The sequence below is a fragment of the Burkholderia sp. L-4 genome, from assembly GCF_056856535.1.
Genome location: NZ_JBXEOX010000002.1, coordinates 1,387,175 through 1,411,256, shown reverse-complemented (window position 1 = coordinate 1,411,256; position 24,082 = coordinate 1,387,175). Strand labels below are relative to the sequence as shown.

The following is a 24,082-nucleotide window of genomic DNA, read 5'->3' as shown; positions in this document are numbered from 1 at the left end:
CTTCCAGGGCTTCTTGCTAGCATCGTCTCCGATCGGCCGACAAGCGTCATCCGGAAAGCCGATCGCAAGCCTCGTGAATATCAGCATTCCCCGCTTTACAGTCTGGCTTCGGCAGTCGCTTTCGAACCGCACCTGCTTTCTGTGTTTTGGCGTGCTTTCTACAGGCTGTCGACCGCCTTTCCGGCGATCTCAAGCCTAAAAAAAGAAAACGTTATCCATGACGTGGCACCCTGCCACGGACCATCAGAGAGAGAGACATCATGAAGAACCGGATCATCCCGTGCGTCGCCGCCATGCTGTCCGTTGCGTTCCTTTCCGCCTGCGGCGGTGACGACCCGGCCAGCCCGGCCGCCGCCGCGCGCCAGCAGGCCACCGTCATGGCGCTCAGTCCGTCGAATCCGCCCGGCTCGAACTTCAACCTCGCACCGTTCACGCTGCAGTTGCCGACCGGCGCGCCCGGCAAGGTCGATACCGTGAGCGGTTCGTCGCTCGCGGGCGGCTACGTGAACCCGACGTATTTCTATACGGACGGCAGCGACGGCTCGATGGTGATGATGGACCCGACGCAGGGCTGGACGACGTCCGGCTCGCTGCATCCGCGCACCGAGCTGCGCGAGAACGCGATCTGGCCGACCTCCGGCACCAACCGGCTGAACGCGACAGTGACCGTCACGCAGGTGCCCGATCACACGACGATCGGTCAGATCTTCCAGGGCACCGGCCCGAGCAAGCCGCTGTGCGAGCTGCAGTTCACGTCCGGCGGGGTCGTCCAGTTGCTGCTCGAAAGCACCAACCAGGGCGGCAAGTCGACGACCACGCCGATCACGACGGTCGGCGTCGGCAAGAAGTTCAGTTATGCGCTGAGCCTGAGCGGCACGACGATCACCGTCACCACGAACGGCACGACCAGGACCTTCACGATGGATTCGAGCTTCGACGGCGAAAGCTTCTACTTCAAGGCCGGCGACTACGACCAGACGGCCGTGTCCGGTACGCCGCTGACGACGCCCGGCACCGTCGTGAAATTCCATGCGTTGACGCTCACGCACAGTTGAAGCCGGTCGCGCGTCACGACGCATGAAGCCGGACGGGTGCGCGATGCGCACCCGTCCGCCGTTTCGGCGCACCTCGCGCTTACGAGTGGTGCCGCTCACTGACGACTCATTCGACGTATGCATCCGCTTCGGCGAGCCGCCCGACACGCGCGTCGTCGCGCGACGGCTCGCATCGAACCGCCCGCTTCTGTGCGCATCTCGCGCGGCACGACGCCCGGCACGCCGCACGACCTCACGCGGCACACCTGCATCGGCATCCGGCAAGGCGACGAAGAATACGGCGCCTGACGAACGGACACGGCGCGACACGCCACACGGAAGCCGTTCGGATCAACGGCAACCGGACGACGAACAACGGCAAGATCGCGGTGAAGTGGGCGCTCGACGGACACGGAATTCTGATGCGCGCGGAACGGGACCTGCGCGACTACCTCGCGGACGGGCGTCTCGCCGTCGTGCTGCCCGATCACGTTCGTGGATTTTCTGGCGGAAGCGCTGGGGCGGTTGAGAGGCGGATAACGCGCCGGAAGCCGATCCGCCGGCCACTCAGCTCGCGGCGACCAGCGCGACGTGTTCAAGATCGATGCCGGTCGTTGCCGGCGCCGCGCGCACGCTGCTCGCAACAGACTCACGCGTCACAGCTGCCTCTCGCGCCCGCCACCCTGCCGCCCCCGCCGCCAGCCCTTCATGCTCGTGCGCGGCCTGCACGAAACGCTCGGCGATCCAGTCGACGAACGCGCGCACGCCGGGCGACACATGCGGGCGCTTCACGTAGACCGCCGACACGGCGGCCGGCTCGGGTTGCCAGCACGGCAGCACTTCCCGCAGCCGGCCCGCGTCGATCAGCGGCTGCGCGGCGATGCGCGTCGGCTGGATCAGCCCGAGGCCGTGCACGCCGCAGGCCAGGTACGCCTGCTCGTCGTCCACGCTGACGATGCTGTCGAGCCGGACCTTGCGCACGCCGTCGTCCGCGACGAAATCGAGTTCGGCCGAGCGCTGGCCGGGTACCCGCGCGCCGCTGACCGCGCGGTGCGCCGTGAGCGCGTCGAGCGTGCGCGGAACGCCGAAGCGGTCGAGATACGCCGGGCTCGCGCACGTCACGCGTTCGAGCGTGCCGAGCCGGCGCGCGACGAGCGACGAATCGGGCAGCGCGCCCAGCCGGATGCCGCAGTCGACCGTGTCGGCGTCGCGATCGCCCGCGCGCCCGGCCACGCCCAGCATCAGCACGAGATCGGGATGCCGGGCGTGAAACGCGTCGAGCGCCGGCAGCACGATCGCACCGGCCACCGACGCCGGCACCTCGACGCGCAGCGGCCCGCCCGGATGCCGCGCGGCGCCGCGCATGCTGGCTTCGAGCTCGTCGACGTCCGCCGTGATGCTCACGCAGCGCCGGTAATACGCGTCGCCTTCGGACGTCGTCCGCAGCGCGCGCGTCGTGCGCACCAGCAGCGGCGTGCCGAGCGCCGCCTCGAGCTCCTGCACGGTCCGCGTCGCGGTGGCACGCGAAATGCCGAGCGCCTGCGCCGCGCGTGTAAAGCTGTTCATTTCGACGATGCGCGTGAAGATGCGCATCGCGCGGATCGGATTGTCCACCGGTCACCCCTGCGTGGTTGCGACAGGCCGCGGCGCGCGTGCGCGCACCGTACACGGTTGTCGATGTCGACGAAAGCCGCGCGCCGCGCGGCGGCCGGGTCAGGCGTTCGCCGCGGCGATGCGGCGCGCGGGTTCGGCGAGCAGCCGTTGCGCGAGCGCCAGCGCGTCTTCGCGGCTCGCCGCCGCGTTCAGCGGATAGCCCCAGACCTTCTCGAACGTGCCCGAGAATGCATCGAGCGCGGCACGCCGGGCCGCATCGGGCTCGATCGCGATCATCGCCGGGATCCATTCGCGCGACTGCGCACGGTTGGCCTTGCTCCACTTCGCGAGCTGCTTGCGCATCTCGTGGTCGGTATCGCCGCGATCGTCGCCGGACGGCGCGTCGTCGGTCAGAAGAACGAAGCGTTCGCCGCGCGCCAGCAACGCGTCGAGCTCGGCGATCAACCGGGCCGGTTCGAAGTGCGTCGAACCGCGGTAACGCAGCCAGACGAACGGGAATTCAGTCGTGGTGATTTGCATGTCGACCTCCAGATGAGAACGATTCTCATTTTATGGATCGAGGCCAAACGCGTCATTTCTCATCCCGGCCAACTGCTTTTTCAATCTGGCCAAACCTGCGCATCCGCGGGCGCGGCCAGCGCGTTCAGCGTTGCCGGTCGGTCAGGAATTGCGTCGGCGACTTGCCGGTCGCCTTGCGGAACATCGTCACGAAACTGCTCGCGCTCTCGTAGCCGAGGTCGATCGCGATCTGGTGCACGCGGCGGCCGGTCGTCAGCATCCGCAGCGACAGCGCGACGTGCAGCCGCCGGCGCCAGTCGCCGAGGCTCATCCCGAGCTCCTTCGTCGCGAGCCGTGTGAGGCTGCGCTCGCTGATGCCCGCGCGCCGTGCGAGTTCGGCCAGCGGCGACTTGTCGGCCGGATCGTCGAGCAGATGGTCGATCAGCTTGCGCAGCCGGCGGTCGGTCGGCATCGGCAGGTACAGGTCCTCGACCGGCGCCGCGACGAGTTCGTCGAGCAGCGTCGCCATCAGCCGCCCCTGCGGCCCGTCGACGTCGTACAGGTTCGGAAAGCTCGCGGCCTTCAGCAGCAGTTCGCGCAGCAGCGGCGACACGGACAGCGTGCAGCAGCGCGCGGGCAGGTCGAGCGCGGCGTCGGGTTCGACCAGCACCGCGTAGAAGGTCGCGCCGGCCGAGCCGCGCGCCGCGTGCGGAACATCGCCGGGAATCCACACCGTGCATTGCGGGGGCGCGCTCCACACGCCGCCGTCGATCTCGCAATAGACGACGCCGCTCAGCGTGTAGAGCAGCTGCGCCTGGCGATGGCTGTGGCGCTCCAGCCGCCATTCCGGCTCGACGACCGAACCGCCGAACACGACGAGCGGACGCGGCACGTGATAGACGTCGGCGTCCGCGGCGGGATGGGTGGTCGGTGGAAGCTCGCGCATGAAACGATAGGCGGTGGAAGAAGCCGGACGCCGTGCCGCACGTCGTTTCGTGCTTATACCAGAAAGGCGCCGGCACGGCCGGGCCGTTCAAGCGCGCGTCAGCGGCCGCCCGCCGAACCGAATACAATGCCCCGATCCCCCGCCGCCGCGCCAACCTGCCGGAGCCGCCATGTTCGACCTGACCACGCTGACCACTTTCACCGCCGTCGTCCTGGGCCTGTTCCTGATCCCCGGCCCGGCCGTGCTGCTCGTGCTGAGCCGCACCGTGCAGGGCGGGCGCAAGACCGGCATCCTGACCGGCCTCGGCGTCGCGAGCGGCGACTTCGTGCATACGCTGTTCGCGGCCGTCGGGTTGTCCGCGCTGCTGATGACGTCGGCGCTCGCATTCAACGTCGTGAAGCTGGTCGGCGCCGCGTACCTGCTCTATCTCGGCGCGCGTGCGCTGCTGGAAAAACCGTCGGATCCGTCGCTGCCGCAGGTGGCGCCCGTCACGCCGCTCGTCGCGTACCTGCAGGCCATTCCCGCCGAAGTGCTGAATCCGAAGACCGCGCTGTTCTTCCTCGCGTTCATGCCGCAATTCGTGCACCCGGAGCGCGGCTCGACGTTCGTGCAGTTCGCGGTGCTCGGGCTGATCTTCGTCGTGCTCAGCTCGCTCTATACGACGCTGATCGCGTGCTCGATCCGCCCGCTCGGCCGCGTCGTGAAGCGGCTGACGTGGCTCACGCGCTGGCAGGGGAAGATCATCGGGTCGATCTTCATCGCGCTCGGGCTGCGCGTGGCCGTGCAGCAGCGCTGATACGCACGGTCGCATGACGCCTGCCGACGCGGACCGCCTCTACACCGACCCGCGCCTCGTCGCGGTCTACGACCTGTTCAACGCGGGCGATCGCGACTTCGCGTTCTATGCAGCCGTGATCGGCCCCGCGCCGCAGCGCATCCTCGATCTCGGCTGCGGCACCGGCACGTTCGCACGCCGGCTCGCGGCGGCCGGGCACGAGGTCGTCGCGATCGATCCGGCGCCGGCAATGATCGATTACGCACGACGCCAGCCGCGCGCCGACACCGTGCGCTGGCACGCATGCGAACTCGGCAGCCTGCCGCCCGCCGCACCGTTCGATGCGGTCGTGATGACCGGGCATGCGTTCCAGTGCCTGCTGTCCGATGATGAAATCGACGCGACGCTGCGCGGCGTGCGACGCGTGCTCGCCGACGGCGGCCGCTTCCTGTTCGACACCCGCAACCCGCACGTCGCACCGTGGCGCGCGTGGACGCCCGCGCGTTCGGCATGCAGCGTCGAATCGCGCGACTTCGGCCGCGTCGATCTCCATCACGCGGTGCGTGCGGTCGACGACGCGATCGTGACGTTCGACACGCACTACCGCTTCCGCCGCGACGACACGGTGCTGACGAACACGAGCCGGCTGCGTTTCATCGCGCAGCCCGCCCTGCAGGCGCGCGTGTCGGCAGCCGGTTTCGCATCGGCCGAGTGGTGCGGCGACTGGCAACGCGCGCCTTTCGACGAAACGATCAGCGCGGAGATCATCGCGATCTGCCGCGCATGAGCGCGCGTGCGCCGATGGCGTCAGCCCGCGACCGGTAGCGTGTCCACCGCATACGCATGCCGGATCGTGCGGCCCAGCACCGGATCCTCCAGCTCGATCTCGAACCGCTCGGCCGGCCGGATGCCGCCGATAGCGGCCAGCGTTCCGCACAGCATCGCGGTGCCGTTCTCGAAACGGCCGCCGTGGCGCGCGAACTGCGCGAGCAGATCGTCCGGCGCGCGCATCGCCGTCACCCGGCCTTCCTGATACAACACGCGCTCGCCGTCGATCGTCGCGTACGCGCGCAGCACGAGCTGATCCCAGTGACCGGCCACGTCGTCGAACTTCCACAGCGTGCTCGCGCACGGCTTGCCGCACATCTGCTTCGACACGGTGATCCCGTATGTCTCGACTTCGCGGTCGGTGTGGTCGGATGCGATGCCGACGAAGGTCTCGCCGCCGGCGCGCACCAGCACGAATTCCGCTTCGCCGCTGCTCTGCCCGCCCGATACCTGGATCGCGGGCGACGGGTCGAGGCGGTCGGCCGCAACGCGGTAGAAGACCGGCGTCGTCGCCGGGCGCCTGACGCCGAGCGCCTCCAGCTCGCGGATGTGCCGCTCCATGGCCGCCGTGTCACGGCCGGTCCAGCCCGCGATCACGAGCGTGTCGATCGCGATCGCGCGCTCGGTGCGGCCGTCGCGACCGTCGATCGCGAACGTAATGGTTTTCATCGAATGCTCCTTGTGGCGGGGCGCGCACGCATCGCGCGGCGCCGCTCGCCGTGTGTCGTCGACCGGCCGCGCTCAGGCCGGGTCGTAGTAGTGGATCTCGAGCAGCACGCAGCCGCCGTTCGACTTGAACGGGCCGTGCCATGCGCCGGGCGGCCGCACCGCATACGTGTAGCCCTTGAACGGCGTGCCGCCGTTGCCGTGCTCGTCGTTGCCGACGGTCAGGTCGCCCTCGACCAGGAACACCTCTTCCCAGTAGTCGTGCACGAACGGCTTCTTCGTATGCAGCCCCGCCGGCAGGCGCAGCAGGCGCGTGCGGCTGCCGCGCTTGCGCTCGGTATCGAGCCCGCCGGACAGAATCAGCTCCTGTGCGCCGGATGCCGGGTCATACCCTTCCGGCAGCCGCCAGTCGCGCTGCATGTCCAGCGTATGGAATTCGTCGTGAAGCTTGTTGATGGCCATCTGTCTCTCCTGAATGCGATAGCGGGTGAAATCGGGCACGACGCGTCAAGCGGCGTGCGGCGTCGACCGTTCCTGGTTCAGCGAATAGCTGCCGAGCATCGAATCGACGAGATGCGACACGCGCTGCCAGTCGTACGTGCGGTATGCGTGGCCCTTCGTGACGAACGACGCGCCGGCGTAGAACAGCTCGTACTGGTTGTGGCGCGACGCGAATTCGGAGCCGACCGCGTCCCATGCGAGCTTGAAGAACTTCACGCGCTCCTCGGACGAACACACCGGCGACTTCTGCGTCTTCTCGATGATGCGCAGCAGGTCGGGGTTCTCGAAATCGCGCACGCTGGACGGCAGCATGATCATTCCGCCGCCCGCGAGCTCGCGCAGCGTGTTGAGCACCTTCGAATACAGCTGCTGCGTGACGACCTGCGAGCCGTACAGCATGTTGCGGTCGGGCACGTAGAAGCCGTTGACGACCGTGCCCTTCGCTTCCATCCCGTAGACCCACGCCTCGACCATCGACGCTTCGGCCGCGAGCTGGCCCAGCGTCTCGCGTACCTGCGGGAACGTGTTCGTGCCGTTGACCTCGGAAATCTTCAGGCCGAGCCCGACGAGAAAGCGCAGCTTCGTCATCAGGCGCACCTGGCACTGATAGTTCTGGTACACGTGCGCGGGCGTCGCATGAAACTGCTTCGCGCACATCGCCGTGTTGCCGGCGACGAAGATCCGTTCCCACGGCACCTTCACGTCGTCGAAGTACAGCACCGCGTCGTTCTCGTCGAAGCGGCTGGACAGCGGGTTGTCGAACACCGACGTCGCGTGCTCCTCGTACGACTTGCGCGACAGGATCTTCATGCCCTTCGCGTTCATCGGCACCGCGAACGACAGCGCGTACATCTCGTCGCCTTCGCGCAGCGGCTGGATGCAGCTGCAGAACACCTCGTTCGCCATGATCCCGCTCGTCGCGAGCATCTTCGCGCCGCGCACCGTGATGCCTTCGGCATCCTGATCGACGATGCCGACCGCGAGGTACTTGTCCTCCTGCTCGTGTGCGGCCTTCGACTGGTTCGCCTGCGGATTCACGATCACGTAGGTCAGGAACAGGTCGTTGTCGCGTGCATAACGGTAGTAGTCGCGCAGTGCGCCGGCGCGCGCCGGGTCGTATTGTTCGAACACGTCGGCGCCCATATACATGCCGGCGAGACACGACGCGACGTGGTCGGGCGAGCGGCCCATGAAGCCGTAATGCAGCTCCGACCACGCTTCCAGCGCGGCACGGCGCTCGACGAGTTCGTCATAGGACGTCGGCAGCTGCCAGATCCGGCTCACGCGGTTGCCCGTGCCGGGCGACACGAACGTCATCTTCTCGACGTTCTCGTCGCGCGCCTGGTAGTCGTACAGGCTCGCGTAGCTGCGAATCGAATTGCGGAATGCCGCATGCGCGGTCACGTCGCCGGCCGGCTGGCCGTTCAGGTAGACCTGCCGCCCGTCGCGCAGCGACGCGATGTGCTGAGTCCCGTTCTTGATCATGATGTCCTCCTGGGTGGAATGAATCGTGGGTTGCGTTCACAAGGACGGCGCATGCGCGCCGTCGAGCGCGCGGTAGCGACCGCCAAAGAAGATCAGCGGGCGCCCTTCCGAGCGCGCGCGGTGCCGCGTCACGCGGCCGACGAAGATCACGTGGTCGCCGCCGTCGTATTGCGCATAGGGCTCGCATTCGAACGTCGCGAGTGCGTCGGGCAGCAGCACCGCGCCGTCGGCGGGCGCCGCGCCGGCGCGCCAGCCCCACTTGTCGCCGTTCGCCTTCGCGAAACAGTTCGACAGGTGCTGCTGCGTCTCGTCGAGCACGTTGACCGCGTAGCCGTCCGCGCCGGCCAGGTCGCCGAGGCTCAGGCTGCGGCGGTCGACCGAGAACAGGATCAGCGGCGGATCCAGCGAAACCGAATTGAATGACGCGACCGTGATGCCGACCGGCATCCCCTCTTTGCGCGGGGCGGTAATCACCGCGACGCCCGTCGCGAACATCGACAACGCGGTACGAAAGCGTCGCTGCTCGTCGGCGCCCGCGCCGGTTCCGGCATGGTTCTCGCTCATCTCGTTCTCCTGGGGTTGCATCGCCGGATTCCGCGGCGGAATCCGACCAACGAATCACTTCAATTTAGCTTTGTGATTTAGCTTTTATTGAATGTAAACACAAAAGCCGGTTCAAGCTGTCGTAAACCCTGATCTTGAAAGCTTTGTTTGAAAGACAACCCTACTGGCGTGATGGATGTTGCGCGACGCCCGCGAATGTCCACGTACACTGCGGCAACCGTATCCCGCGGCTTTCGCGACCCGCGAGAGATCCCGCTTCCCGGAGCCCATTCGATGCCATCCCGCCCGATCTACATGGACTACAGCGCGACGACGCCCGTCGATCCGCGCGTGGTCGACAAAATGGTGCCGTTCCTGCACGAGCAGTTCGGCAACCCCGCTTCGCGCAGCCACAGCCACGGCTGGGACGCCGAGCAAGCGGTCGAGGAAGCGCGCGCGCACGTCGCCGCGCTGCTCGGCGCGGACCCGCGCGAAATCGTGTGGACATCGGGTGCCACCGAAGGCAACAACCTCGCGATCAAGGGCGCCGCGCACTTCTATCAAGGCACGGGCAAGCACCTCGTCACGGTGAAGACCGAACACAAGGCCGTGCTCGATACGTGCCGCGAACTCGAACGCCAGGGCTTCGACGTCACCTACCTCGACGTGGAGGAAAACGGTCTGCTCGATCTCGATGCGCTGCGGCGGGCGCTGCGCGCCGACACGATCCTGGTGTCGGTGATGCTCGCGAACAACGAAACGGGCGTGATCCAGCCGATCGCCGAGATCGGCGCGCTGTGCCGCGCCCGCGGCATCGTGTTCCACTGCGACGCCGTACAGGCGGCCGGCAAGATTCCGGTGGACGTGAATGCACTGAACGTCGACCTGCTGACGGTGACCGCGCACAAGGTGTACGGCCCGAAGGGAATCGGCGCGCTGTACGTGCGCCGCAAGCCGCGCGTGCGCATCGAAGCGCAGATGCACGGCGGCGGCCACGAGCGCGGGATGCGCTCGGGCACCCTGCCGACGCACCAGATCGTCGGGATGGGCGAAGCGTTTCGGCTTGCGAAGGAAGAGATGGAGGAAGAAAGCCGCCGCGTCGGCGCGTTGCGCGACCGGCTGCTGGCCGGCCTGTCGACGCTCGACGAGGTTTACGTGAACGGCGACCTGGCGCGCCGGATTCCGCACAACCTGAACGTGAGCTTCAACTTCGTCGAGGGCGAATCGCTGATCATGGGGATCAAGGGCGTCGCGGTATCGTCAGGCTCCGCGTGCACGTCGGCGTCGCTGGAACCGTCTTACGTGCTGCGTGCGCTCGGCCGAAGCGACGAACTCGCACACAGCTCGATCCGCTTCACGCTCGGCCGCTTCACGACCGAAGCCGAAGTGGACAGCGTGATCGCGCAGGTGCGCGACACGGTCGACAAGCTGCGCGCGCTGAGCCCGCTATGGGACATGCATCTGGAAGGGGTCGACCTCGATACGATCGAGTGGGCCGCGCACTGAGCATGACCGACGCGTCGCGCCGGCCCGCGGCCGGCGTGCGTCAGCTTTTTTCCTGGCGCGCGATCATGTGCGCGAGATCGAGCGTTGCGCGATCGCCGTTGGTGACGAGGCGGTCGATCACCGAGCACAGCACCTTGAACTCGGTCTTGGTCACGCCCTCGAACAGCACGTTGTTGATCCGCTGCTGGGTGGGCGCCAGCGCTTTCAGCAGCTTCGTGCCGGCCGGCGTGACCGTGACGCGCATCTTGCGCTTGTCATCCGGGTCCGCCCGCTTGTCGATCAGGCCGAGCTTCTTGAGCTTGCCGGTTTCGATCGTCACGAACGCGCCGCTCAGGTGCAGGTGATCGGCCAGGCGGTTGACGGTCACGACGTCGTCGTGGGACAGGTGCGCGACCGACACGAGCAACGAGTACTGGATGCCGGTCAGCCCGGCGATCGAGCCGAAACCGTCGCGGACCGACAGCAGGCGCGCCGCGAACGGCAGCAACCCGTTGATCAGGTGACGAAATTCCGTGTCCGTGCCGTCGATCAGGCAGGCCGGGTTGGTAATGGTCAGAACGGACTCCTCTTGCTGCTTGGCCATGACGTCGACGCTCCGTGCAGTCATGCGAATTTAGCTTTGAAACGAAATTATACGGTAAAGGCACATGCGCTCCCGGCCGGGTCCGGCGCCCCGCATGCTGCCCGATTGTCCGGCACCGGAGACTCGATCATGTCCTTTCCGCTTCATCCCGCGACGGTCCGCGCGCTGCTCGAATGTTATCTGCGCGCGAAAGACCTGAACCGTCCGTCACTGATCGCCGACTGCTTCGCAGCCGATGCCGAGCTGAGCTTTTCGCTCGCCAGCGACGATATCGATTTTCCGCCGCGCGTGACGGGCGCGGCCGCCATCGCGCGCACGCTGGTCGAGGAATTCGGCGAGCGGTTCGAGCGGTGCCGGACCTGTTACGTCTGCGCGGAGCCGGACGTCGACGCGCATGGCGTCGCCAACATGCCGTGGCTCGTCGTGATGCGGCAGAGGAACACCGGCGCGCTGCGGATCGGGCATGGCACGTACCGCTGGCAGTTCGCGGGCGACGACACCCGCGACGACGCGGCCCGGATCGCCGCGCTGCACATCCACATCGCGCGAATGGACACGATCGACGATCCGCGGTCGTCGAAGCTCGACGGGCTGCATGCGGCGTTCGGGTATCCGTGGCTGCCGGCGCATGCGTTCGCGCGCGGGCTGGCGGATATCGCGGCGGCACACCCGGATTGGGGATTCCTGGCACCGTTTCACGACGCGGCGGCGGCGGCGGCCTGACCGATCGCGCCGGCCGCGCCGCCGCGCGTCATGCCGCGTCAAGCGCCTGCCGCACCGCCTCCCAATCGAGCCCGAACCGCGCGAGATACTTGCGCAGCCGGTCCGCATCGTTCGGTTGCTTCTTGCTCTGCCGCGACACCGCGAACAGCGTGCGCCCCGCCTCCGACAGGCTCGCCGACGCGCGGCACACGTCGAGCACGCGTTCGAGCTGCGCACGGTCGAACAGGTCGAGATCCGCGGCGCGCGCACCGAACACCGCGTCGACGCACGGGTCGGCCGCGCCCGCGTCGCGCGGCGACGACCAGGTGCGCGTCAACCGCTCGACTTCCTGCTCGGCGAGTGCCTCGGTAATCCGCCCCGCATCGGCCAGCGTCGCCATCCGCGTGACCGAGGCCGACAGTTCGCGGAAGTTGCCGGCCCACACCGCGCGCGGGGACGCCGCGAACGCGAGATAGCGCCGCTTCGCCTCCACGTTGAATCGCACCTGCTCGCCCTGCTCGCGGCCGAAACGGTCGAGTTCGAATTCGAGGTTCGGCTCGATGTCCTCGCGGCGCTCGGCCAGTCCCGGCAATTCGTACGTCCACAGATTGATCCGCGCATAGAGATCCTCGCGGAACGTGCCGGCCGCCACCATCTGCCGCAGGTCGCGATGCGTGCCCGCGATCAACTCGAAATCGCTGCTCGCCTCGACGTCCGCGCCGACCGGCAGGAAGCGCTTCTCCTCGATCGCCTTCAGCAGCATCGCCTGCTCGTCGAGCCCGAGTTCGCCGATTTCGTCGAGGAACAGCAGCCCGCCGTCGGCCGCGCGCAGCAGCCCCGCCCGTGCCGACTGCGCGCCCGTGAACGCGCCCTTCACGTGACCGAACAGCGTCGACATCGCCGCGTCGCCGCGCAGCGTCGCGCAGTTGATCTCGATGAACGCCCCCGCGAGCCGATGGCGGCCGCGCTTCAGCTCGTACACGCGCTTCGCGAGAAACGATTTGCCGGCGCCCGTCGGCCCGACCAGCAGCATCGGTGCGCGCGACCGCACGGCGACGCGCTCCAGTTGCTCGATCAGCGCATTGAAGCGCGCGTTGCGCGTTGCGATGCCGGCCTTCAGGAACGACACCGTTTCGTCGCGCTCGCGCGTGAAGCGCTGCGCGATGCGGTTGTAGCGCGACAGGTCGAGGTCGATCACCGATATCGTGCCCGGCCCGCTCGGCCCTTCGTCGGTCCGCTGCGGCGGCCCCGTCTGCACGAGGCGCGCGGGCAGGTAGCGCGCCTCCGCCAGCAGGAACCAGCAGATCTGCGCGACGTGCGTGCCGGTCGTGATGTGGATCAGGTAGTCCTCATGCTCGAGGTCGAACGGATACGCGCGTGCGTAGTCGTGCAGCGTCGCGTAGACCTCCTCGAAATCCCACGGATCGTGGATCGTGACCGGCACGAGCCGCACATCGGTATGCGGCGACAGGCGCGCGAGATCGTCCCGCACCTGGTGGGCGAGACGCGTGTAGCCCGGCGCATGCAGCAGTTCGAGCCGGTCGATCGGCAGGTCGGGCTGCTCGCACAGCGAAATCGTCGGCCGCCATTTGCGGTAACGGCGCGGCGCGCGGCCGCCCTGGTCCAGCACGGTGCCGAGAAAACCGATCGCGACGGTCTTGCGCATTTTTTATCTCATGGGATAAGAAGCGATCCGATTGTATCGGATTTCCATGATGAATCCGCACGCCCGGCATCACCGAAAATCGGTTAATGAAATAAATTCCCATTTGTTTTCAAGCATTTGAAAAATTATTCGAGCATCAAGGCAGCCACTGGCACGCTCCTCGCTCAATAGAAGACGCCGGATGTCCCGCTGGCCCGCGAGCCAGGGTTCACACGCCCTGCTGGTGCGCCGCCGCCGAACCTCGTTCGTCGCGGCAGCGCATGCCGCCATGGACAGATGAAGGCAAAGGGGCGCGCGCCAGGATGCCTCGTCCGGGTTCGAATCCCGGAGCGCCCGTCGTTCGGAAGCTCAGTCAGGTGGAGCAGCCGGCGAAAGCCGGCCGGTGGCGGGTTCGAATCCCGCTCGAACCCTGTCCGCAAGGACAGTCTCGTGATGAAAGCAGTACCCGCCGGTGCGGGCCGACAGGCCCGCCGCGCGTCGGACCGGTTGCGGTTCCGCGCGATCGGCCGGGCGGCCGCACGGCCCGCGCGAATGCGCACGACGACGCGATGCAGGATGCGTCACCGTGTGCGTCGGCGCCGGCCAGCGCGCCGTCCGCCCGGTTGCGTCGCACCGCGATCCGCACGATGCGCGATCCGGCGGTCGTTGAAAAAAAGGACAAAAATATGTGGAAGCGTCATGTAGTGAAAAAGAACGAACGCGCGCTGCTGATGAGCGAAGGCGATTTCGTGAAGGTGCTGGAACCGGGCGTGTTCAAGGCCTTCGATCCGTTCAAGCGTCTGTCGGTGCAGACCGCGCGTCTCGACGCGCCGCTCGCCGACACCGCGCTGGCCGACTATCTGCGCCACGACGCGCCCGACGTGCTCGCGCGATACTTCGTCGCGATGGATCTCGCCGACGACGAAGCGGGCCTGCGCTATGAAGACGACGTGCTCGTCGAGATCCTGGCACCGGGCACGCGCCGGCTGTACTGGCGCGGCCTGGCCGCGCATCGTCTCGAACGCGTCGATCTCACGCAGGACAGCATGCTGCCGGCCGCGCTCGTCAAACGCATCGCGCAACCGGCGCTGCGGGCGCGCGGCGTGGCGGGCCTGACGGGCGTGCTGGTGGCGCAGGTGCCGGCGTACCACGTCGGCGTGCTGAAGATCGACGGCAAGATCGAGCGGTTGCTGGACGCGGGTACGTCGGCGTTCTGGCGCTTCAACCGCGACGTCGCGGTCGAACTCGTCGACCTGCGCCTGCAGGCGATCGAAGTCGGCGGGCAGGAAATCCTGACGCGCGACAAGGTTGCGCTGCGGCTGAACCTGTCGGCGACGTGGTGTTACGCGGACGTGCTGCATGCGTTCGGCCAGCTGCAAAAACCGGTCGAGCACTTGTATCGCGAGCTGCAGTTCGCGCTGCGCTCGGCGGTCGGCACACGCTCGCTCGACGAGCTGCTGGAGGACAAGCAGTCGATCGACGCGGTCGTGATCGCGCAGGTGCGCGCCCGTCTCGGCGATTCGGGCGTGGACGTGCGCAGCGTCGGCGTGAAGGACATCGTGCTGCCGGGCGACATGAAGACGATCCTCGCGCAGGTGGTCGAAGCGGAGAAATCCGCCCAGGCGAACGTGATTCGCCGCCGCGAGGAAACGGCGGCCACGCGTTCGCTGCTGAACACCGCGAAGGTGATGGAGGAAAACCCGACCGCGCTGCGGCTCAAGGAGCTGGAAACGCTCGAGCGCGTCGCGGAACGGATCGACCGCATCTCGGTGTTCGGCGGTCTCGACCAGGTGCTGAACGGACTCGTCAGCATCAAGGGCACGTAATGCAGGACACGGCGCGGCACGCGTGTGTCGCGCCGGACAATCGAATGAATCAGGTGAAGCAAATGAGCAACATGGACTATCAGGTGATGGAACTGGCCAACGGCAAGCCGGTGAAGATGTGGACGCAAGGCGTCGCCATCGAGGACGAAGCGCGCGCGCAGTTGCGCAACACCGCGCAGATGCCGTTCGTCTTCCGCCACATCGCGGTGATGCCGGACGTCCACCTCGGCAAGGGGTCGACGATCGGCAGCGTGATTCCGACGAAGGGCGCGATCATCCCGGCCGCGGTCGGCGTCGACATCGGCTGCGGGATGATGGCCGCGCGCACGACGCTGACGGCGTCGGATCTGCCGGATTCGCTCGCGGGGCTGCGCGGCGCGATCGAACGCGCGGTACCGCACGGCCGCGCGCCCGGGCGCCGCGATCCGGGCGCGTGGGGCGATCGCACGCCGGCCGCCGTGACCGACTCGTGGAAGTCGCTGCAGCCGGGCTTCCAGCGGATCGTCGACAAGTATCCGAAGCTGGAAAAGACGAACCACTACGCGCATCTCGGCACGCTCGGCACCGGCAATCACTTCATCGAAGTGTGCGTCGACGAAGCGGACCACGTGTGGTTCATGCTGCACAGCGGCTCGCGCGGCGTCGGCAATGCGATCGGCAGCCTGTTCATCGAACTCGCGCAGGCCGACATGCGCCAGCACATCGCGAACCTGCCGGACCGCAACCTCGCGTATTTCACCGAAGGCAGCCGGCACTTCGACGATTACGTCGAGGCCGTCGGCTGGGCGCAGGACTACGCGCGGCGCAACCGGCAGGCGATGATGGACGCGGTGATCGCGGCAGCACGCGGCGTGATCGCGAAGCCGTTCGCGCTCGAAGAACACGCGGTGAACTGTCACCACAACTACGTGCAGCGCGAACGCCACTTCGGCGAAGACGTGCTCGTGACGCGCAAGGGGGCGGTGTCCGCGCAGAAGGGGCAACTGGGGATCATCCCGGGCTCGATGGGCGCGAAAAGCTTCATCGTGCGCGGGCTCGGCAACCCGGAAAGCTTCTGCTCGTGCAGCCACGGCGCGGGCCGGACGATGAGCCGCACCGAAGCGAAGCGCCGCTTCACGGCCGACGACCAGGTCAAGGCCACCCAGGGCGTCGAATGCCGGAAGGACGCGGGCGTCGTCGACGAAATCCCGATGGCCTACAAGGACATCGACGCGGTGATGGCGGCCCAGCGCAGCCTCGTCGAAGTGGTGCACACGCTGCGCCAGGTGGTGTGCGTGAAAGGATAGCGCGGTGCGCGGCCGATGGCCGGCGGCCGCGCGCAACGAAACGGAAACGACAATCATGAAAACGGAAAAAAACCTGACGCCCGTGCGCAGCGCGCATCCGGTCGCCCCGGCGGTGCGGGCGCGCGTGATGGCGGAACTCGCGGAAGTCGAGCGTCGCCACGATGTGAGCGTCCTGTTCGCGTGCGAATCGGGCAGCCGCGGCTGGGGGTTCGCGTCGCCGGACAGCGACTACGACGTCCGCTTCGTGTATGTGCACCGGCGCGACTGGTACCTGAGCGTCGAAGCGCGACGCGACGTGATCGAACGGCCGCTCGACGACGAACTCGACGTGAGCGGCTGGGAGCTGCGCAAGGCATTGCAACTGCTGCGCCGCTCGAATCCCACGCTGCTCGAATGGCTCGACTCGCCGGTCGTGTATCGCGAAGACGCGCGCTGGGCGCCGCGACTGCGGTCGCTGGCGGCGGCGTTCTTCTCTCCGGTGCGCGGACGCCACCACTACCTTGCGATGGCGAAGAAGAACTTTCGCGGCTATCTGCAAGGCGACACGGTGCGTTACAAGAAGTACCTGTACGTACTGCGGCCGCTGCTCGCGGTGCGCTGGATCGACATGGGGCTCGGCATGCCGCCGATGCGCTTCGCGGATCTCGTCGAAGGCACCGTGCACGAGCCGGCGGTGCGCGCGGAGCTCGATGCATTGCTCGCACTGAAGATGCGCGCGAACGAAAGCGAGTACGGGCCGCGCCGCCCCGCGATCCACGCGCTCGTCGAGTCGATGCTCGCCGATGCGGAACACGATCGCGCATACAAGCGGCCGTGGGGCGACGTGGCGACGCTCGATACGTTCCTGCGCGACGTGGTCGACAGCCGATGACAAACGAACGGCGCGGTGCCGGCGGGCATCGCGCCGTTTGTCCATCCGCCTGACGCGTCGCCGCGTCAAGCGCCGCCCGTTGCAGCGGTATACTGGATACCGTTCGCGCCACTGCACTCGACCTGCACCGCTTGCTGACGATGCGCTTGCAGTCCGGCATCTTCCGCCCGCCCTTTCGCAGTCGATACGAACCGTCATGTCGCACCGTTTTCCGCTTGCCCTCGCCGTGCTCCTCGCCGTTTCCCCGATCGTCACGCAGGCTCGTCCGCTCGCGCGGCCGCCGGTCGAGCGTGACTTCAAGAGCTGGTCGGTCGTCTGCGACAACGGCAATCGCTGTGTCGCGGAGAGTCACGCCGACGATACCGACGATGCACGCCCCAGCCTGATCCTGCGCGTGACGCGCGATGCCGGCCCCGATGCGCAACCGTCGCTCGACCTCTACGCGTCGGCACCGCTGGACTTGCGTACCGCACGCGTCGACGGCCGCCCGTTCGATGCGGTGCCGGCCCAATGGCATGCCTTCGGCGACCCGAACGACGACCAGGCACACCCGTTCCGGATCCGCACGAACGATCCGGCAACGGTCGACGCGTGGCTGTCTGCATCGCGCAATGCACAGGCGCTGAGCTTCGGTGATCCGGCTTCCGCGCACGCCGCGCGCACGCCGTTGTCGGGGTTGAATGCCGCGCTGCTGCTGATCGACGATACGCAGGGCCGCGTCGGCACCGTCACCGCGCTGCTGCGCCCGGGCAGCCGGCCCGCGTCGTCGGTCCCGCCCGCGCCGGCGCTCCCGCCCGCCGTCACGCCGGCGCCGCCGCCCGTCGCGAACCTGTCGGCCGCCGAACAGCGCCCGCTCGTCGACGCGGTGCTCGCGAAATTCGGCGCCGACGTGAAGCAGTGCGCGGCCGATGTCGAAGACGAAATGTCGGCGAGCGATCGCAGGAAGGCGTCGACCGCCGTCGCGATCTCGGCCGACGAGGCGCTCGTCGCGATCCCGTGCCAGACCAGCAGCATGTATAACCACACCGACCTGTGGTATCGCATTCGCCGCACCGCACCGTACACGCCGACGGCCATGAACTTCGGCGAGAACGCGAATGCGGGGCTCGATTCGGCGTCTTTCCCGAACGAACTGACCGACGCCGGCTACGATCCGGCCAGCGCGATGCTGTCGAGCAAGGTCCGGTTGCGCAGTGCCGGCGATTGCGGGTCGACCGCGTCGTGGATCTTCGACGGCCGGCGCTTCCAGCTCGCCGACATCGCGACGCACGGCACCTGCAACGGCCTGTTCCAGGACCAGTGGCCGCGCCTGTATCGGCGCGCCGACGCGACCGCAAGCGCGCACTGACGCATCCGGTCACGCGCCGACGATCGAGATCGAGAAGCCGTCCCAGCCCTTCTGCCCGACCGTCTGCACGGCCGTCGTCGTGAGCGCCGGCTCGGCCACGAGGCGCGCGAACCCGTCGCGCACGCCGATCACGTCGGGCTCGCGATTGTCCGGATCGGCCACGCGCCCGCCCCGCACCACGTTGTCGACGACGATCACCGTGCCGGGCCGCGACAGCTTCAGCACCGCGTCGAGATAGACCGCGTTGTTGTCCTTGTCCGCATCGATGAAGACGAAATCGAACGGCGCCTCGCCGGCGTCGACGAGCCGCGCGAGGCTGTCCTTCGCGTTGCCGACCACCACCGACACGACCGACGCGAACCCGGCGCGCGCGATGTTCTGCGTCGCGACCTTCGCATGCGCGGGGTTCAGTTCGAGCGTCACGAGCGTGCCGCCGGGCGGCAACGCGCGCGCGAGCCAGATCGTGCTGTAGCCGCCGAGCGTACCGACTTCGAGAATCCGCCGCGCGCCGCGGATCGTCGCCAGCAACTGCAGCAGCTTGCCCTGGTTCGGCGCGACGTTGATCGCCGGCAGCCCGGCCGCGTCGCTCGCCGCGAGCGCGGCGTCGAGCGCGTCGTCCGACGGCACGAGCGTCGCGGAGAAATACGCATCCACCTGGTTCCACCGATCCTGATCCATCGCGCACCTTTCGTCTGCGGAAAAAGGCATTCTATGCGCGACGCTCGCATAAGCAACCCACCATTCGTTCTAAGAACCGCAGCGCACGTGCTCCTATAATCGCCGGACGGCAGGCCCCCTCGACCTTCACAACAACAAGCGGAGCACCCATGACCGATCAGACCAAGCCGAACTGGCGCCTCGAAACGATCGCCGTGCACGGCGGTTATCGCCCCGACCCGACCACGCGCGCGGTCGCCGTCCCGATCTACCAGACCGTTGCGTACGCATTCGACGACACGCAGCACGGTGCCGACCTGTTCGACCTGAAGGTCCAGGGCAACATCTACACGCGCATCATGAACCCGACGACGGACGTGCTCGAGCAGCGGATCGCCGCGCTCGAGGGCGGCATCGGCGCGCTGGCGCTTGCATCGGGGCAATCCGCCGTCACGTACGCGATCCAGACGATCGCGGAAGCCGGCGACAACATCGTGTCCGCGAGTTCGCTGTACGGCGGCACCTACAACCTGTTCGCGCATACGCTGCCGCAATACGGGATCACCACGCGCTTCGCCGACCCGCGCGACCCCGCGTCGTTCGAACCGCTGATCGACGCGCGCACGAAGGCGATCTTCGCGGAATCGGTCGGCAACCCGCTCGGCAACGTCACCGACATCGCCGCGCTCGCGGACGTCGCGCATCGGCACGGCATTCCGCTGATCGTCGACAACACGGTGCCGTCGCCGTACCTGCTGCGCCCGTTCGAGCACGGCGCGGACATCGTCGTGCACTCGCTGACGAAGTATCTCGGCGGGCACGGCACGAGCCTCGGCGGCGCGATCGTGGATGCGGGCAAGTTCCCGTGGGCCGAACACGCCGACCGCTTCAAGCGGCTGAACGAGCCGGACGTCAGCTACCACGGCGTCGTCTATACGGAAGCGTTCGGGCCGGCCGCGTACATCGGCCGCGCGCGCGTCGTGCCGCTGCGCAACATGGGCGCGGCGATCTCGCCGTTCAACGCGTTCCAGATCCTGCAGGGCATCGAGACGCTGGCGCTGCGCATCGAGCGGATCAGCGACAACGCGCTGAAGATCGCGCGGCATCTCGCGCGCCACGAACACGTCGAATGGGTGAACCACGCGGGCCTGCCCGATCACCCCGACCACGCACTCGTCGCCCGCTACCTGTCGGGCCGCGCGCCGGGCATCCTGACGTTCGGCGTGAAGGGCGGCCGCGACGGCGGCGCGAAGTTCCAGGACGCGCTGAAGCTGTTCACGCGACTCGTCAACATCGGCGACACGAAGTCGCTCGCGACGCACCCGGCCTCGACGACGCACCGGCAACTGTCGCCCGCCGAACTCGCGAAGGCCGGTGTGAAGGAAGAAACGGTGCGACTGTCGATCGGTATCGAGCATATCGACGACCTGCTCGCCGACCTCGACCAGGCGCTCGCGCAGCTTTGACGCGAACGGGCGTGCCGGCTGGCCGGTGCGCCCTGCATCAAGCCGCTTGACTCTGAAGCGGCTTCAAGGTGTTCAATCCCCGGTTGATGCCGCGGCACAGCCCGGCGCGTACGATCCGTGCAATGCCGCTCCCGCGCGGCACGCCGACCGACCGAGAGGCCCCATGACACCGACCGCGAAGCTTGCGCTGCTCACCTTACCGCCCGTGCTGGCGGCCTGTTTCGGCGCGCTTGCGGCCGCATGGCGGGCGCCCGGCCCGAAAACGTCGAGCGTCATCCAGCATTTCACCGGCGGCATCGTGTTCGCGGCCGCGGCGCTCGAACTGCTGCCGCAGGACCGCGCGCATGCGCTGTTTCCGGTCGTCGTCGGGTTCGTGCTCGGCCTCGCGCTGATGCTCGCGATCCGCGCGCTGTCGGGCACGATCGAGGCACGCTTCGAGGACGCGCGGCTGCCTGTGAGCCTGATCATCGTTACCGCGATCGACCTCGTCGTCGACGGCCTCGTGCTCGGCATCGCGTTCTCCGCCAGCGACGAAAGCGGCATCATCCTGACCGTCGCGCTGACGCTCGAAGTGTTGTTCCTCGCGCTGTCGGTCAGCGCGGCGCTTGCCGCGGCAGGCATCGGCCGGACGCTGTCGATCGTCGTGCCGGTCGGGCTGGCCGCACTGCTGAGCCTCTCGGCCGTGGCCGGCAATGCGGCATTCTCCGGCCTGCCGGCGAACATCTACGCGGCCCTGCTGGGGCTCGGCACCGTCGCGCTGCTGTACCTCGTGACCGAGGAACTGCTCGTCGAAGCGCACGAGGTGCCCGAAACGCCGTTCGCGACGGCCGCGTTCTTCATCGGCTTCATCGTGTTCTTCCTGATCGAAGGGTCGGTCAAGGCGGGATAAGCCACACGCGGCGGCTACCACGTCGTCGCGCCGGCCGGATACGTATCGACGACGCGCGTGCCATTCACGGGCGTGACGCCCTCGTTGCGCAACGCAGTCCACAGGTCGATCGCATGTTCGCGCGACTTGCGGCTGCCGTCGTCGGTCAGCACGTTCAGCGCGATGACCGTGTCGCGCGTCGTCAACTGCAGTTGTTCCTTCAACTTGCGCGACTGATGCGACGCGGTACGGACCTCGCCGAGCACGATACGCCTCTCCGTCGCAGCCGCCCCGCTCCCCGCTTCGGCCGGCACGAACGTCAGCCGCCCGTTGTCGACCTCGCATTGCCCCTGCGTGAACGTTGCCGTCCACGCGCCGGCAGGCACGGCCGCGAATTCGCACCGCATCCGCTCGTTCGCCCGCGGGCCGACGTCGTGGGCGGGCGCGTGCGACAGCGCACGCTCGGGCCAGCCGGCCGCCATCGCAGCCGTCGTCATCAGGCACCCCGCCAGCACGATTCCTTTCGCGATATGACGCATGACTCGCTCCTCTGCATGGATGAAGCCGGCCGACGGATACGGCCCCGGCCGGCCGTGAATCGTTGATCAAAGCACCGCGAAACCGTTGTCGTGCGCATCGACCATCGGCGCTTTCTCGCCGCGATGCACCGTCGAACGATGGATTTCCCGATTGCGCGCGACAACGGCCGGGCTCGCCGGATAGTCGTGATTCGGGCTCGGGATCACGCCGTCGTGACGCGCGCGCACCAGTTCCCGAACCACTTCCTGACGACTCTTCGGCTGTGCCGACACGGTCTGCGAGAGGGCTGCGGCCGACAGTGCGGCAACGACGGCGACGATCATCGGGCGCGGAATGTTCATGGGGTGTGCTCCTTGCTGAAAAGGCGTGACAGGTGCCTTCACTTTGATCCCGCGCTGGTGCGGATGCGTGATCGCCGCATGACGGTTTCGTCACCATGCGAACGACTTCTGCATCGCAGTGCACATTAAATAATTCGAATGTCCGGGCGTGCATGACACCGCGATGACATTTTTCTCATTTGTCCCTCACCTCCACGATCCGAACGCTTTCCAGAATCGCCAGCGCGATCGCGATATTCCGGGCCGCCGCCGCAAGCCCGGGCACCGGAGTCGAACGATGCGCGAAACGATCATCTTGAACTTCAGGGGAAGCACCATGAAATATCCAGTTCGGCTCGCCATGCTCTCGGGGGCGCTGCTCGCGACCGCCCAACCGGCCCATGCCGCGGAAGTCAGCCTCTACGGCCTGTTCGATACGTCGCTGACCTATGTGTGGAACGCCAATGCCGACGGCAGGAACCTCGTCGGCCTCGGCAACGGCAACCTGCTCGGCAACCGTTTCGGGCTGAAAGGCGCCGAGGATCTGGGCGGCGGCGTGAAAGCGATCTTCACGCTGGAAAACGGCTTCAATCCGAACACGGGCGCGCTCGGGCAAGGCAACCGGATGTTCGGCCGGCAGGCGTTCGTCGGCCTGGAAAGCGCACGCTGGGGCACCTTGACGCTCGGCCGCCAGTACGACGCGCTCGCGGACGTCGCCTGGCCCGTGACCGGCGATTTCTATTTCGGCAGCGTGTACGCGACGCCCGGCGACGTCGACAACTACGACACGTCGTCGCGCACCGACAACGCCGTGAAATACACGTCGCCCGTGATCGGCGGTTTCCAGTTCGTCGGCATGTATGCGCTCGGCGGCGTGGCCGGCAAGAGCGGCGCGGGCCAGACCTGGTCGGCCGGCCTGTCGTACAGCTACGGCCCGCTCGACGTCGCGGGCGGCTACTACTCCGCAGCCAACCGCTCGTCGCTCGAGAACGGCATCCGGACCGGCTGGAACGGCACGTCGGACGGCACGTTCGACGGATCGCTGGTCAACGGCGGCTACCTCTCCGCGAAATCGATCGACATCGCGCGCGGCGCGTTGCGCTACAACTTCGCGCCGTTCGCGGTCGGCATCGATTACAGCAATGCGCAGTACAAGGCCGATGCGATGTCCGCGTTCCGCAGCACGCAGAAATACGACACCGCGCGCGGTTTCTTCAACTACCAGGCGACGCCCGGCCTGCTCGTCGGCGTCGGTTACAGCTACACGCGCGCCCGCGGCGATACGAGCGCCACCTACCACCAGGTGTCCGCCGGCGCCGACTACATGCTGTCGAAGCGCACCGATCTCTATGCGGTCGGCGCCTGGCAGCGTGCGAACGGCGAACAGCGCACGCTCGACGGCGGCACGCAAACGGCGCAGGCATCGATCGGCTCGTACGGCTATGGCGGCACGCGCACGCAGGGCATCGTCAATCTCGGGTTGCGGCACCGGTTCTGATCGCGGCCGCCATCCATGCGCGCAACGTGACGGAAATTTCATGTTGCGATCAGGTTCGCGACGCATCGCGCCGCTA

Annotated in this window: 24 protein-coding genes and 1 pseudogene; 13 read left to right on the top strand and 12 right to left on the bottom strand. The window is 67.5% G+C overall.

Annotated elements, in window-relative coordinates:
* Window positions 1–260: 260 nt before the first annotated feature.
* Window positions 261–1,055, top strand: coding sequence for a polysaccharide lyase family 7 protein (locus tag AC1VVG_RS23255; protein WP_343726490.1), 795 nt, complete (start codon window positions 261–263; stop codon window positions 1,053–1,055).
* 91 nt (window positions 1,056–1,146) lie between these two features.
* Window positions 1,147–1,525, top strand: a pseudogene (locus AC1VVG_RS23250) (LysR substrate-binding domain-containing protein); the annotation flags it as partial.
* A gap of 76 nt (window positions 1,526–1,601) precedes the next feature.
* Here the strand turns inward: AC1VVG_RS23250 and AC1VVG_RS23245 are convergent.
* From AC1VVG_RS23245 to AC1VVG_RS23235, 3 genes are all read right to left on the bottom strand, one after another.
* Window positions 1,602–2,648 (bottom strand): LysR family transcriptional regulator, encoded by a 1,047-nt coding sequence (locus AC1VVG_RS23245; protein ID WP_301741987.1) that lies wholly within the window; start codon window positions 2,646–2,648, stop codon window positions 1,602–1,604.
* 99 nt (window positions 2,649–2,747) lie between these two features.
* Window positions 2,748–3,167: an ATP--cob(I)alamin adenosyltransferase gene (locus AC1VVG_RS23240; RefSeq protein ID WP_034185607.1), complete on the bottom strand. Its 420-nt coding sequence runs from the start codon at window positions 3,165–3,167 to the stop codon at window positions 2,748–2,750.
* A gap of 124 nt (window positions 3,168–3,291) precedes the next feature.
* A complete protein-coding gene (locus AC1VVG_RS23235; protein WP_034185606.1) occupies window positions 3,292–4,092 on the bottom strand; it encodes an AraC family transcriptional regulator in 801 nt (266 codons plus the stop codon).
* Between the two features lie 169 nt (window positions 4,093–4,261).
* Between AC1VVG_RS23235 and AC1VVG_RS23230 the strand changes: the two genes are divergently transcribed.
* Both AC1VVG_RS23230 and AC1VVG_RS23225 read left to right on the top strand, forming a co-directional pair.
* Window positions 4,262–4,888 carry a LysE family translocator gene (locus AC1VVG_RS23230; RefSeq protein ID WP_034185605.1) on the top strand — a complete coding sequence of 209 codons (627 nt, stop codon included), beginning with the start codon at window positions 4,262–4,264 and terminating at the stop codon, window positions 4,886–4,888.
* A 13-nt stretch (window positions 4,889–4,901) separates the two neighbouring features.
* Window positions 4,902–5,654 carry a class I SAM-dependent methyltransferase gene (locus AC1VVG_RS23225; protein WP_059558565.1) on the top strand — a complete coding sequence of 251 codons (753 nt, stop codon included), beginning with the start codon at window positions 4,902–4,904 and terminating at the stop codon, window positions 5,652–5,654.
* A gap of 20 nt (window positions 5,655–5,674) precedes the next feature.
* Here the strand turns inward: AC1VVG_RS23225 and AC1VVG_RS23220 are convergent, their stop codons facing one another.
* From AC1VVG_RS23220 to AC1VVG_RS23205, 4 genes are all read right to left on the bottom strand, one after another.
* The gene (locus AC1VVG_RS23220) at window positions 5,675–6,364 is read right to left on the bottom strand and encodes a DUF2848 domain-containing protein (RefSeq protein ID WP_069245862.1); all 690 of its coding nucleotides are present in this window, start codon (window positions 6,362–6,364) and stop codon (window positions 5,675–5,677) included.
* A 72-nt stretch (window positions 6,365–6,436) separates the two neighbouring features.
* Window positions 6,437–6,823, bottom strand: coding sequence for a hypothetical protein (locus AC1VVG_RS23215; RefSeq protein WP_059558570.1), 387 nt, complete (start codon window positions 6,821–6,823; stop codon window positions 6,437–6,439).
* 45 nt (window positions 6,824–6,868) lie between these two features.
* The gene (locus tag AC1VVG_RS23210; RefSeq protein ID WP_482836391.1) at window positions 6,869–8,347 is read right to left on the bottom strand and encodes a 4-hydroxyphenylacetate 3-hydroxylase family protein; all 1,479 of its coding nucleotides are present in this window, start codon (window positions 8,345–8,347) and stop codon (window positions 6,869–6,871) included.
* A 36-nt stretch (window positions 8,348–8,383) separates the two neighbouring features.
* Window positions 8,384–8,911: a flavin reductase family protein gene (locus tag AC1VVG_RS23205; RefSeq protein ID WP_051700891.1), complete on the bottom strand. Its 528-nt coding sequence runs from the start codon at window positions 8,909–8,911 to the stop codon at window positions 8,384–8,386.
* 273 nt (window positions 8,912–9,184) lie between these two features.
* On the opposite strand from AC1VVG_RS23205, the gene AC1VVG_RS23200 reads away from it, so the two are divergent.
* Window positions 9,185–10,396, top strand: a complete 1,212-nt coding sequence (locus AC1VVG_RS23200; protein WP_059558576.1) for an IscS subfamily cysteine desulfurase — start codon at window positions 9,185–9,187, stop codon at window positions 10,394–10,396.
* A gap of 40 nt (window positions 10,397–10,436) precedes the next feature.
* Here the strand turns inward: AC1VVG_RS23200 and AC1VVG_RS23195 are convergent, their stop codons facing one another.
* Window positions 10,437–10,979, bottom strand: coding sequence for a MarR family winged helix-turn-helix transcriptional regulator (locus AC1VVG_RS23195; RefSeq protein ID WP_034185598.1), 543 nt, complete (start codon window positions 10,977–10,979; stop codon window positions 10,437–10,439).
* Window positions 10,980–11,108: 129 nt separating this feature from the next.
* On the opposite strand from AC1VVG_RS23195, the gene AC1VVG_RS23190 reads away from it, so the two are divergent.
* Window positions 11,109–11,702, top strand: a complete 594-nt coding sequence (locus AC1VVG_RS23190; protein ID WP_069704557.1) for a nuclear transport factor 2 family protein — start codon at window positions 11,109–11,111, stop codon at window positions 11,700–11,702.
* 28 nt (window positions 11,703–11,730) lie between these two features.
* Here the strand turns inward: AC1VVG_RS23190 and rtcR are convergent, their stop codons facing one another.
* Window positions 11,731–13,347, bottom strand: coding sequence for an RNA repair transcriptional activator RtcR (rtcR, locus tag AC1VVG_RS23185; protein ID WP_069704556.1), 1,617 nt, complete (start codon window positions 13,345–13,347; stop codon window positions 11,731–11,733).
* Window positions 13,348–14,012: 665 nt separating this feature from the next.
* Between rtcR and AC1VVG_RS23180 the strand changes: the two genes are divergently transcribed.
* The 4 genes from AC1VVG_RS23180 (at window position 14,013) to AC1VVG_RS23165 (ending at window position 18,657) form a co-directional block, all read left to right on the top strand.
* Window positions 14,013–15,152, top strand: coding sequence for a slipin family protein (locus AC1VVG_RS23180; protein ID WP_034185957.1), 1,140 nt, complete (start codon window positions 14,013–14,015; stop codon window positions 15,150–15,152).
* Window positions 15,153–15,214: 62 nt separating this feature from the next.
* The gene (locus tag AC1VVG_RS23175) at window positions 15,215–16,438 is read left to right on the top strand and encodes an RtcB family protein (protein ID WP_069246040.1); all 1,224 of its coding nucleotides are present in this window, start codon (window positions 15,215–15,217) and stop codon (window positions 16,436–16,438) included.
* Between the two features lie 55 nt (window positions 16,439–16,493).
* Window positions 16,494–17,309 (top strand): nucleotidyltransferase domain-containing protein, encoded by an 816-nt coding sequence (locus AC1VVG_RS23170; protein WP_034185595.1) that lies wholly within the window; start codon window positions 16,494–16,496, stop codon window positions 17,307–17,309.
* A gap of 196 nt (window positions 17,310–17,505) precedes the next feature.
* Window positions 17,506–18,657: a DUF1176 domain-containing protein gene (locus AC1VVG_RS23165; protein WP_482836389.1), complete on the top strand. Its 1,152-nt coding sequence runs from the start codon at window positions 17,506–17,508 to the stop codon at window positions 18,655–18,657.
* A gap of 9 nt (window positions 18,658–18,666) precedes the next feature.
* Here AC1VVG_RS23165 and AC1VVG_RS23160 read toward each other — a convergent pair whose 3' ends face one another.
* On the bottom strand, window positions 18,667–19,335 hold the full coding sequence (locus AC1VVG_RS23160) for an O-methyltransferase (protein ID WP_124668772.1): 669 nt from the start codon (window positions 19,333–19,335) through the stop codon (window positions 18,667–18,669).
* Window positions 19,336–19,484: 149 nt separating this feature from the next.
* Here AC1VVG_RS23160 and AC1VVG_RS23155 point away from each other — a divergent pair, with 149 nt between their 5' ends.
* Together AC1VVG_RS23155 and AC1VVG_RS23150 are read left to right on the top strand one after the other, a co-directional pair.
* Window positions 19,485–20,780: an O-acetylhomoserine aminocarboxypropyltransferase/cysteine synthase family protein gene (locus AC1VVG_RS23155; RefSeq protein WP_049036769.1), complete on the top strand. Its 1,296-nt coding sequence runs from the start codon at window positions 19,485–19,487 to the stop codon at window positions 20,778–20,780.
* A gap of 163 nt (window positions 20,781–20,943) precedes the next feature.
* Complete coding sequence (locus tag AC1VVG_RS23150) at window positions 20,944–21,669, top strand: ZIP family metal transporter (RefSeq protein WP_482836387.1); 726 nt, start codon at window positions 20,944–20,946, stop codon at window positions 21,667–21,669.
* 14 nt (window positions 21,670–21,683) lie between these two features.
* Here the strand turns inward: AC1VVG_RS23150 and AC1VVG_RS23145 are convergent, their stop codons facing one another.
* Window positions 21,684–22,187 (bottom strand): hypothetical protein, encoded by a 504-nt coding sequence (locus tag AC1VVG_RS23145; protein ID WP_069245859.1) that lies wholly within the window; start codon window positions 22,185–22,187, stop codon window positions 21,684–21,686.
* Window positions 22,188–22,253: 66 nt separating this feature from the next.
* Window positions 22,254–22,529 (bottom strand): DUF4148 domain-containing protein, encoded by a 276-nt coding sequence (locus AC1VVG_RS23140; RefSeq protein ID WP_034185589.1) that lies wholly within the window; start codon window positions 22,527–22,529, stop codon window positions 22,254–22,256.
* Between the two features lie 316 nt (window positions 22,530–22,845).
* On the opposite strand from AC1VVG_RS23140, the gene AC1VVG_RS23135 reads away from it, so the two are divergent.
* Complete coding sequence (locus AC1VVG_RS23135; RefSeq protein WP_482836386.1) at window positions 22,846–24,006, top strand: porin; 1,161 nt, start codon at window positions 22,846–22,848, stop codon at window positions 24,004–24,006.
* Window positions 24,007–24,082: the final 76 nt, after the last annotated feature.

Coding starts and splice junctions, on each gene's coding strand:
- AC1VVG_RS23170 (WP_034185595.1), top strand. CDS start 16,494: ATGAAAACGGAAAAAAACCTGACGCCCGTGCGCAGCGCGCATCCGGTC.
- AC1VVG_RS23230 (WP_034185605.1), top strand. CDS start 4,262: ATGTTCGACCTGACCACGCTGACCACTTTCACCGCCGTCGTCCTGGGC.
- AC1VVG_RS23150 (WP_482836387.1), top strand. CDS start 20,944: ATGACACCGACCGCGAAGCTTGCGCTGCTCACCTTACCGCCCGTGCTG.
- AC1VVG_RS23180 (WP_034185957.1), top strand. CDS start 14,013: ATGTGGAAGCGTCATGTAGTGAAAAAGAACGAACGCGCGCTGCTGATG.
- AC1VVG_RS23195 (WP_034185598.1), bottom strand. CDS start 10,979: ATGGCCAAGCAGCAAGAGGAGTCCGTTCTGACCATTACCAACCCGGCC.
- AC1VVG_RS23175 (WP_069246040.1), top strand. CDS start 15,215: ATGAGCAACATGGACTATCAGGTGATGGAACTGGCCAACGGCAAGCCG.
- AC1VVG_RS23215 (WP_059558570.1), bottom strand. CDS start 6,823: ATGGCCATCAACAAGCTTCACGACGAATTCCATACGCTGGACATGCAG.
- AC1VVG_RS23255 (WP_343726490.1), top strand. CDS start 261: ATGAAGAACCGGATCATCCCGTGCGTCGCCGCCATGCTGTCCGTTGCG.
- AC1VVG_RS23160 (WP_124668772.1), bottom strand. CDS start 19,335: ATGGATCAGGATCGGTGGAACCAGGTGGATGCGTATTTCTCCGCGACG.
- AC1VVG_RS23225 (WP_059558565.1), top strand. CDS start 4,902: ATGACGCCTGCCGACGCGGACCGCCTCTACACCGACCCGCGCCTCGTC.
- AC1VVG_RS23205 (WP_051700891.1), bottom strand. CDS start 8,911: ATGAGCGAGAACCATGCCGGAACCGGCGCGGGCGCCGACGAGCAGCGA.
- AC1VVG_RS23235 (WP_034185606.1), bottom strand. CDS start 4,092: ATGCGCGAGCTTCCACCGACCACCCATCCCGCCGCGGACGCCGACGTC.
- AC1VVG_RS23220 (WP_069245862.1), bottom strand. CDS start 6,364: ATGAAAACCATTACGTTCGCGATCGACGGTCGCGACGGCCGCACCGAG.
- AC1VVG_RS23200 (WP_059558576.1), top strand. CDS start 9,185: ATGCCATCCCGCCCGATCTACATGGACTACAGCGCGACGACGCCCGTC.
- rtcR (WP_069704556.1), bottom strand. CDS start 13,347: ATGCGCAAGACCGTCGCGATCGGTTTTCTCGGCACCGTGCTGGACCAG.
- AC1VVG_RS23140 (WP_034185589.1), bottom strand. CDS start 22,529: ATGAACATTCCGCGCCCGATGATCGTCGCCGTCGTTGCCGCACTGTCG.
- AC1VVG_RS23145 (WP_069245859.1), bottom strand. CDS start 22,187: ATGCGTCATATCGCGAAAGGAATCGTGCTGGCGGGGTGCCTGATGACG.
- AC1VVG_RS23190 (WP_069704557.1), top strand. CDS start 11,109: ATGTCCTTTCCGCTTCATCCCGCGACGGTCCGCGCGCTGCTCGAATGT.
- AC1VVG_RS23210 (WP_482836391.1), bottom strand. CDS start 8,347: ATGATCAAGAACGGGACTCAGCACATCGCGTCGCTGCGCGACGGGCGG.
- AC1VVG_RS23165 (WP_482836389.1), top strand. CDS start 17,506: ATGTCGCACCGTTTTCCGCTTGCCCTCGCCGTGCTCCTCGCCGTTTCC.
- AC1VVG_RS23155 (WP_049036769.1), top strand. CDS start 19,485: ATGACCGATCAGACCAAGCCGAACTGGCGCCTCGAAACGATCGCCGTG.
- AC1VVG_RS23135 (WP_482836386.1), top strand. CDS start 22,846: ATGAAATATCCAGTTCGGCTCGCCATGCTCTCGGGGGCGCTGCTCGCG.
- AC1VVG_RS23240 (WP_034185607.1), bottom strand. CDS start 3,167: ATGCAAATCACCACGACTGAATTCCCGTTCGTCTGGCTGCGTTACCGC.